Below are 8869 nucleotides of genomic sequence, written 5' to 3'. Positions count from 1 at the left end.
TGGGTGGCTGTTTTGTCCGGCCGACCGCCCCGAGCGATTCGCCAAGGCCGCGGTGGCCGCCGACGTGGTGATCCTCGACCTCGAGGACGGCGTCGCCGCAGTGGACAAGCCCGCGGCGCGCAAGGCGCTGCGGGAGAACCCGCTCGACCCCGCACGGACGGTGGTGCGGATCAACGCCACCGGGACCGACGAGCAGGCGCGCGACCTGGACGCGCTGGCCGGAACCGCCTACGCGACGGTGATGCTCTCGAAGGCCGAATCCGCCGCGCAGGTGACGGCGCTCGCGCCGCGCGAGGTCGTCGCGTTGGTGGAGACGCCCCGTGGCGCCGTGTTCGCCACCGAGATCGCTTCGGCGGAGGGCACCGTGGCGATGATGTGGGGCGCGGAGGATCTGGTCGCCGCCCTAGGCGGCAGCGCCAGCCGGCGGGCCGACGGCAGCTATCGTGATGTCGCCCGTCACCTGCGCTCGACGATTCTGCTTGCCGCTTCCGCGTTCGGCCGGATCGCGCTGGACGCCGTGCACCTCGACATCCGCGACACCGATGGCTTGCGCGCAGAGGCCGACGACGCCGTCGCGGTCGGCTTCGACGGGACCGTCTGCATCCATCCGACTCAGATCCCCGTGGTGCGCGCCGCCTATCGCCCCGGCGCGGAGAAACTGGACTGGGCGCGAAGAGTTTTGGCCGCCGCCCGCACCCAGCGCGGGGTGTTCGCGTTCGAGGGACAGATGGTCGACTCGCCCGTGCTCAAGCACGCGGAAATGATGCTGCGGCGCGCGGGGGAGTCGGCCCCGGGCTGACGGCGGGACGCACCGCGTCGCACCGAAACGTACAGCCGGGCGGCGCCCGCCGGGTTCGCTACTTGCGTTGTGCCGCGGCCAATCTGCTTGCGAATTCCGGTGATTGGATAGAAGACACCTGCGGCCCGAGCTCCGTCCGCATGGCCAGTTCGTGTTGCTGGTTGTCCGTCGATCCCGGGCTGATCGTGGCGCGCATGGTGCGCTTGGTCGCGAGCACCACCTCGCGTGGCGCCGCCGCTGGTCCGGCGGCCAACTCGACCGCTGTGGCGACGGGGTCGTCGGCCAGGGTGAGCGCCAACCCGTGCCGAACGGCCGATTCGGCATCGAAGCGCATGCCGAACAACAATGCCGCGCGGGCCACTTGCGGGCCCACCGCGCGCTGCAACATCCACGTCGCGCCCCCACCGGGATGCAGCCCCAACTTTTGAAAACGCGCGTCGAACAACGCACCGGGGCCGGCTATGCGCACGTCGGCCGCCAAAGCTAGATTGAGGCCCGCACCGACTGCCGCGCCATTGACCGCCGCGACCGTGGGCAAGCAGCAGTTGCCCACCGACATGAAGCCGTCGTAGATCCGCTGCAGGCCGGCCTCCGCCGCTCCGCCGCCGGCAGAGCCGAGGGCGCTCAGGTCGGCGCCGGCGCAAAACGCCTTGCCGGCGCCCGTGACCACGACCGCATGTACCTCGGAATCGCGCTCGGCCCGCTCCACGGCCGCACGCAGACCCGCCGACATTTCATCGGTGAGGGCGTTGCGCCGGTCGGGATCGTTGACGGTGATGAGCGCGACGCGGTTGTGGACGCTGAACAGGACGAGCTCGGATGGGGCCATCGGGGTACCTCCCGGCTTGGCGCGGCTGTTGAGCCTTGGGGTCACGCCAGGCTACTGTGCGCCGCATCCGGACGCGCCACGCGTCCGTTGGCCGGATCAGGCCCCGCGGCATCACTCCCGAATTTCGATCTCGATGCGCTTGGCCTGCGGCACACCGTTGGGCACCGGCACGGAGATGGCGAGGATGCCCTTTTCGTAGCTGGCGTGAACGTCGTCGACGTCTGCGCCCGCGGGCAGCGGGACCGAACGCGCGAAAGACCCATAACTGAATTCGGATCGACCGTGGGATTCGACCGCCTGGCTGCGTACCGCCTTGATGGTGAGCACCCCGTCGTGCACCGTGATGTCGATGTCCCTCGCCGGGTCGACGCCTGGGATCTCGGCGCGCACCTCGTAACGTCCGTCGTTCAGCTCGTCCTCCACCCGGAGGAGATTGCGGTCGAACAGCGGACGCAGGCCGGCGAACAGGGGAGTGCCACCCAAGAGATCGGCGAAATCGGGCATCAGATTACGGGCCTGACGCTGCACTGGCAGAGTTGCCATGGAGTTCTCCTGAAATCGTTGTAGCTCTTACGATTTCGATCGAACCATTGTGTGCCCGCCGGTGCTAGACGACGCCCGCCGATGTTGCCGAGAGATTCATTGCGCGTTCAGCCCCCCGCTCCTGGCGGGCTAACCAACCAAGCCCAAACAATGACGCCTTCCAGGGCCAGGCCCACCCCGAGGAACACCCACTGCACTGCGGACATAGTGAGATGACAGCAGTGCCGGGCGGCATATGCAAGCTCCGGGCAGACTCGGGCCCGCGAACCAGCGATTGCGCGCCCGATGACGGCGGAGCACGCCTGCGTTGCAAAGGATTACGATACGACGGCTCGGCCGGGAGCCGGCGCTTTGCAGACCCCGACGGTGCGCGCCAACCCCGTGCGAATGCCGCCAGGCTCTGACCCCGTTCAGCCGACCCGCCCACAGGAGTACGGTAATGGCCTGTACTACTTCAGCAGCATAGGTAGGCGACGTGACCCAGATTTCCGAGAGCACCAACGGCTCGTCGCTGTGGTCGCCCCGGGAAAGCGAGTTTCTTGCGGTGACGCTTCGTCTGCTCCAGGAGCACGGATATGACGGGTTGACGGTGGACGCCGTGGCGGCCACCGCGCGCGCCAGCAAGGCAACGGTGTATCGGCGGTGGCCCTCCAAAGCCGAATTAGTTGTGGCCGCATTCATCGAGGGCATCCGCCAGGTCGCCGTCGCACCCGATACTGGCACGCTGCGGGGCGACCTGATGCGAGTCGGGCAGCTGGTGTGCGAGCAGGGCCGGCGGCACGCCGGCACCATTCGGGCGGTGCTGGTTGAGATATCTCGCAATCCCGCACTCAACGAGGCCATGCAGCACCAGTTTCTCGATCAGCGCAAAGCCTTGATCCAACACATCCTTCGGCGGGCCGTCGAGCGAGGCGAGATCCCCGAATCCGCCATCAGCGACGAACTCTGGGACCTGCTTCCCGGCTATCTCATCTTCCGGTCCATCATGGCGAGCCGGCCGCCCACCCAACGCACAGTGCAGGCGCTGGTCGACGACGTGCTCATCCCCGCTCTGATGCGACCTGTCCGATGAGCGGGAACCCGCGGCTGCTGTAGACGTTATCGTCTCTTGTGGGGCCCGGTCCCGTACCGTACTGTCGGACTGTCGATCCGCGCACAGTGCGAAAGGCCCGACGGTGACCAAAATTTCCTTCGCCCGTGGAGTCAGGCGCTGGTGGATGGCGCTGGTCGTTGCCGCGGTGGTGGCGGTGGCAGGTTTCTGCGTCTACCGGCTCCACGGGATCTTTGGGTCGCACAACAACACGAAGGCCGCCGGCGGGATCTCGGAACAGACCGAACCGTTCAACCCCAAACACGTCACCTTGGAGGTCTTCGGCTCCCCCGGGGCGGTAGCGACCATCAATTACGTCGACCTCGATGTCCAGCCACGCCAAGTCATCGACGCGGCCCTGCCGTGGTCGTTGACCATGGTGACAACGCAGCCGGGCGCCTTCAGCAACGTTGTCGCGCAGGGCAACAGCGATTCCCTGGGCTGCCGCATCCTGGTGGACGGTGAGGTCAAGGACGAAAGGATCGTCAACGAAGTGAACGCCTACACCTTCTGCCTGGTGAAGTCGGGATGAGCGACCAGCAAGCCCGGAGGCCAGCGTTGGCGCACTTCATTCGGCGGTTTTCGGTGCTGATCCTGCTGTTGTGGGCGGGACTTGCCGCGATCGCGAACATCGCGGTACCGAACCTGGAGGACGTCGCCAAGGCGCACAACGTCTCGCTGAACACGCCGGATGCGCCGTCCTTTCAGGCGATGCAACGTATCGGCAAGGTGTTCCACGAATTCGACTCCGACAGTTCGGCCATGATCGTCATCGAAGGCGATAAGCCCCTCGGCGACGCCGCCCACCGGTTCTACGACGCCCTGGTCCGCAAGCTCGAAAGCGATACCAAGCATGTGGAGCACATCCAGGATTTCTGGGGAGATCCCCTCACGGCCGCCGGCGCGCAAAGCAAAGACGGCAAGGCCGCCTACGTTCAGCTGTATCTGGCCGGCAACCAGGGCGACGCACTGGCCAACGAGTCCGTGGACACCATCCGCGAGACCGTGGCTCACACACCACCGCCGCCCGGGGTCAGGGCCTACCTGACCGGGGCGGCGCCTTTGGTCGCCGATCAGTTCGAAGTCGGCAGCAAAGGAATCTTCAAGGTCACCGTGATCACCGTGCTGGTCATTTTGGTGATGTTGCTGTGGGTCTACCGCTCGGTCACCGCCATCGTCGTGCTGGTGACGGTGATGATCGAAATGGCCGCCGCGAGGGGCATCGTCGCTTTCCTCGGAAACGTCGGGTTGATCGGATTGTCGACGTATGCGACGAATCTCCTCACGTTGCTGGTGATCGCCGCCGGCACCGACTACGCGATATTCTTCCTGGGCCGGTATCAAGAGGCCCGCAATAGCGGGCAGGATCGGGAAACGGCCTTCTTCACCATGTATACCGGGACCGCCCACGTGGTCCTCGGATCCGGCTTGACCATAGCCGGCGCGGTATTCTGCCTCCGATTCACCCGGCTCAATTATTTCCAGAGCCTGGGCATTCCCGCTGCAATAGGCATCATGGTCGCGCTGGTAGCCGCCCTGACGTTGGCCCCCGCCGTGATTACCGTGGGGAGTCTTTTCGGGCTTTTCGACCCCAAGCGCAGAATGGCGACTCGAGGATGGCGGCGCATCGGCACAGCCATCGTTCGCTGGCCCGGACCGATATTGGTGGTGGCTACCGCGGTAGCGCTCATAGGCTTGCTTGCCCTGCCGGGATACAAGACGAGTTACGATGCCCGCGAATACTTGCCGGCCAGTGCGCCGGCCAATATCGGATACGCGGCCGCGGAGCGCCATTTTTCTCAGGCTCGGCTCAATCCCGAGCTGCTGATGATCGAAACCGATCACGATATGCGCAACCCCGCGGACATGATCAACCTGGAAAGGGTGGCGAAAGCAATCGCCCATCTGCCGGGAATCGCCCAGGTCCAATCCATGACCCGGCCGCTCGGAACGCCGATCGAACACACCTCGCTGGCTTTCCAGATCAGCGCGGGCGCGATCGGCAACATCGAGAATTTGCAGTACCAGAAAGACCGCGCCGAAGACCTGCTCAAACAGGCCGACCAGTTGCGGGATACGATCGGCATCCTGAACCGGCAGTACGCCCTGCAGCAACAGCTCGCCGCCTCCACGCACGACGAGACGACGAGCTTCCACGACACGCTGGCCATCATCAACGACCTCCGCGATAAGATCGCGAATTTCGACGACTTCTTCAGGCCGATACGAAGTTACTTTTACTGGGAAAAGCACTGCTACGACATTCCGGTTTGCTTTGCGCTCAGATCCATCATGGACGCGCTCGACGGTATCGACCAGCTCAGTGCGCAATTCGAGAAGCTCACGGCGACGCTGGACACATTGGATGCGGGGCAACAAAAGTTGGTGACATTGTTGCCACCCCAGATTGCCGACCAGGAGAAGAATCTCGGACTCATACTGTCCAACTTCGCCACCAACTCCGGGATAAACGCACAGACCCGAGCTAACACGGACACCGCGACCGCCCTGGGACAAGCTTATGACGCCGCCAAGAACGACGATTCTTTTTACCTGCCTCCGGAGGCTTTCGACAATCCCGAGTTCAAGCGGGGTCTGAAACAATTTCTCTCGCCGGACGGAAAGGCGGCACGCATGGTCATCACCCATGAGGGTGATCCCGCGACCCCGGAGGGTATCTCGCATATCGGCCCGATTAGAGAAGCGGCCAAGCAGGCCGTGAAAAACACCCCGTTGGGGGACTCCAACATTTATCTCGCGGGCACCGCGGCAACGTATAAGGACATAGCCGAGGGCGCCAACTACGATTTGCTGATCGCCGGTATTGCCGCGCTGAGCCTGATTTTAATCATCATGTTGATCATCACCCGCAGCCTGGTCGCCGCGATCGTCATCGTGGGCACGGTGGCGCTTTCGCTCGGCGCCTCTTTCGGGCTTTCGGTGCTGGTCTGGCAGGACATCCTGGGCATCAAGCTGTACTGGATCTGCCTCGCGCTGTCCGTCATCATCCTGCTGGCGGTCGGGTCCGACTACAACCTGTTGCTGATTTCCCGGTTCAAAGAAGAGATTTCGGCCGGTTTGAAGACAGGCATTGTGCGCGCCATGGCCGGCACCGGGGCGGTGGTGACCTCTGCGGGCCTGGTGTTCGCCTTCACGATGGCCTCCTTCGTGTCCGCCACGTTGTTGGTGCTCGGTCAGATCGGGACCACCATCGGCCTCGGTCTGCTGTTCGACACCCTGATCGTGCGTTCCTTCATGACGCCGTCCGTCGCCGCGCTTCTCGGGCGATGGTTCTGGTGGCCGCAACGAGTGCGCCCCCGCCCGGCCAGCACCATGCTTCGCCCATACGGGCCGCGCCCCGCGGTACGTCAACTGCTGCTATGGGAAGACGGAGACCCCGCGGTGACGTCCGAATCCCCGGCACGCCCCAGCCGTCCGCGCGCGTGACGGGGAGCCGACGGGCCGGAGTTGCCGATCGGCGACCATCTTCGTCGTCGAGTCTCATCGGCCGGCGGGGGGGTGAAAAGCGTTGAGTCTGTTCGGCTATCTGGCAACAGCCGCGGGCGTCGCCGTGTTGGTGTCCGCTGCTTTCGCCTTGGCTTTCGTGAACCGGCTTCTTCGGCACGCACCCACGCCGATCAGCGAGGAGGTTGACAGCTTCAGGAAAGTCTTGGGGAAACTGCGCAAGGGCGAACCGATGTCGAAGGACGAGTTGGATTTCGCCAGGCAGATCGTCGCCGACCGCGGCTGCTTGATGGCCTATTCCATCCCGGCCGCAATCTTCGCCCTCGGATGCTTCTTTGTGTTCGGCGGCCTCGAAGCGCATGGAGTGCACTCGCTTCGGCCGTATATCGGAGTGTTCCCCATCTTCGGGTCGATGAATATCGCCATCCGACTGCTTCGGATCGCGGCCCTAAAAAAGCGATTGCGGGCGGTTGCCGAAACGGCATGACCGCTCTTAGAGGCGGCTCGCCACGAAAGTCGCGGCCTGGCTGGGCATCGCGGACTGCTTGTAAGACAGGTGCGCCGCGGAGAACATCTCGTCGTGCGAAGGCAGCGACAGGCCGCCGGGAGAGCAAATCGGATCGGCGGGCGCGCACAGGTCGATGGCCTTGGCTCCGTACCAGGGGCTGATCTCGCTTATCGGTCCGCCCAAATACCTGTCCGTCGGATTCCCGAAGACGGCGAGCGCAGCGACGTGATCGGCCTCGTCCGCCGATAGCGTCGCGGCGTTGAACCCGGCCACCGATGCGCGGGCGATCGTGACAAGATCTATCACCATTGCGCCCTGGGAATATCCACCGAGCACCAGCTTGGTATCGGGACAGTCGGCAACCATCGAGTGAACGTGAGCGCTTGCGTCGGTGGCGCCGGCCGATGCAGATGGCGGCCAGTCTTCGGTGGCGGGGTAGTTGACGGGATACACCCCGAGGGAACGATGCCCGACCTGAGAACGCAGCGAGTCGACGAACGCCTGTCCCACCCCACCCAGGCCGACGGGCTCGTTGGTCCCGCGGGCGAACGTCACCTCGACGTCGGGGCAGGTCGCAGCGGACGCGGACGCGGTCAGGATCGGCACGCTCGGTAGAGTCGCCGCGACTGCCGCCACGGCGGCACCCAGTAACGGAGCAAATTTGTGTCCGTACATGCAGTAATGGTCACATATCGCGAGCGAAGCGTCCGCACACTTCGCGCGAGCCTTACCAAGCCGGAGAAAGCCGTTGCCCTCGCGGTGGAAGTGGGTAAACGACGCAATAGCGCATGAGGCCGATGGCTTCGGACTCAACTCACTTATCGGAAGGCGGGATCGGATGGCCAGTGAACAGGACGGCCGGTGGGACGTCAGCATCAAGAGCGACGCGGTTTGCCTGGAGCGCGTCTCGGACGGTGACAAGCGATTATTCGAAGATCTGTTAGCACCCGAAGAGGCCCGCGAACTAGCTGGCTTATTGACGAAGTTCGCCGACAAACTCGGCGAGTCCGGCCACTCCGATAGGTCGGGCGACTCCGACAAGGGCGACGCCTCCGATGGATCCGAAAAGTCCCGCAAGTCCAATGACTCCGAGAAATCCGACGAGACCGCGGACGCGGAAGATTCCGAGGACAAATCTTCGGAGTAGGCGCCACGCCGGCCGACCACGTGCGTCGGCCGTAGGTCAAGTCAACGAGTTTCAACGAATCCTGCGGTTAACTGAGCACGCCTCGACTACCTTCGAATCGCGGACAACGGCGATGAGTAAGCCTGATCCAATCGATGAAGGGAGTCGATTTGAATTTCAAACTCACTCGCGTCAGCGCTGCGGTGTTGAGTTGCGCGGCGGCGTTTGTGTTGTCTTCAGCGATCGCCACCGCTGATCCGCCTGACCCGCATCAACCGGACATGACAAAGGGCTACTGCCCGGGCGGCCGATGGGTTACGGCAATTTGGCCGTGTGACGGCGAGAAGTACCCCGATGGGTCGTTTTGGCACCAGTGGATGAAAACCTGGATCGTCGGCCCTTAGTTTAACTACGACTGCGTGAGCGGCGACGAACCGCTTCGCGGCCCACCCCCGCCCGGCGGCTGCGGCGGAGCGATCCCGGCCTAGGTCCGGGAGGCCCGAGACCTG

At 64.3% G+C, this 8869-nt stretch carries 9 protein-coding genes; 6 read left to right on the top strand and 3 right to left on the bottom strand.

Annotated features, from left to right (window positions below):
- Positions 1-799 (top strand): CoA ester lyase (locus tag JO059_RS03985; protein WP_293314817.1); only part of this gene is annotated, 799 nt, incomplete at its 5' end.
- A 58-nt stretch (positions 800-857) separates the two neighbouring features.
- Here JO059_RS03985 and JO059_RS03980 read toward each other — a convergent pair.
- Together JO059_RS03980 and JO059_RS03975 are read right to left on the bottom strand one after the other, a co-directional pair.
- Positions 858-1628: an enoyl-CoA hydratase gene (locus JO059_RS03980; RefSeq protein WP_293314816.1), complete on the bottom strand. Its 771-nt coding sequence runs from the start codon at positions 1626-1628 to the stop codon at positions 858-860.
- Between the two features lie 111 nt (positions 1629-1739).
- The gene (locus JO059_RS03975; protein WP_293314815.1) at positions 1740-2171 is read right to left on the bottom strand and encodes an Hsp20/alpha crystallin family protein; all 432 of its coding nucleotides are present in this window, start codon (positions 2169-2171) and stop codon (positions 1740-1742) included.
- A 475-nt stretch (positions 2172-2646) separates the two neighbouring features.
- Between JO059_RS03975 and JO059_RS03970 the strand changes: the two genes are divergently transcribed.
- The 4 genes from JO059_RS03970 (at position 2647) to JO059_RS03955 (ending at position 7213) form a co-directional block, all read left to right on the top strand.
- Complete coding sequence (locus JO059_RS03970) at positions 2647-3243, top strand: TetR/AcrR family transcriptional regulator (protein ID WP_293314814.1); 597 nt, start codon at positions 2647-2649, stop codon at positions 3241-3243.
- A gap of 103 nt (positions 3244-3346) precedes the next feature.
- The gene (locus JO059_RS03965) at positions 3347-3793 is read left to right on the top strand and encodes an MmpS family transport accessory protein (protein WP_293314813.1); all 447 of its coding nucleotides are present in this window, start codon (positions 3347-3349) and stop codon (positions 3791-3793) included.
- A complete protein-coding gene (locus JO059_RS03960; protein ID WP_293314812.1) occupies positions 3790-6708 on the top strand; it encodes an MMPL family transporter in 2919 nt (972 codons plus the stop codon). Before JO059_RS03965 ends, JO059_RS03960 begins: the two co-directional genes overlap by 4 nt.
- Before the next feature lie 82 nt (positions 6709-6790).
- Positions 6791-7213 carry a hypothetical protein gene (locus JO059_RS03955; protein WP_293314811.1) on the top strand — a complete coding sequence of 141 codons (423 nt, stop codon included), beginning with the start codon at positions 6791-6793 and terminating at the stop codon, positions 7211-7213.
- A gap of 6 nt (positions 7214-7219) precedes the next feature.
- Here JO059_RS03955 and JO059_RS03950 read toward each other — a convergent pair whose 3' ends face one another.
- Positions 7220-7909 carry a cutinase family protein gene (locus JO059_RS03950; RefSeq protein ID WP_293314810.1) on the bottom strand — a complete coding sequence of 230 codons (690 nt, stop codon included), beginning with the start codon at positions 7907-7909 and terminating at the stop codon, positions 7220-7222.
- Positions 7910-8072: 163 nt separating this feature from the next.
- On the opposite strand from JO059_RS03950, the gene JO059_RS03945 reads away from it, so the two are divergent.
- Positions 8073-8381, top strand: a complete 309-nt coding sequence (locus JO059_RS03945) for a hypothetical protein (RefSeq protein ID WP_293314809.1) — start codon at positions 8073-8075, stop codon at positions 8379-8381.
- Positions 8382-8869: the final 488 nt, after the last annotated feature.

Origin of the sequence: Mycobacterium sp. (assembly GCF_019247615.1) — a bacterium.
Lineage (GTDB): Bacteria > Actinomycetota > Actinomycetes > Mycobacteriales > Mycobacteriaceae > Mycobacterium.
The sequence above is the reverse complement of the archived record's forward strand: the minus strand, read 5'-3'. Positions and strand labels throughout refer to the sequence as shown.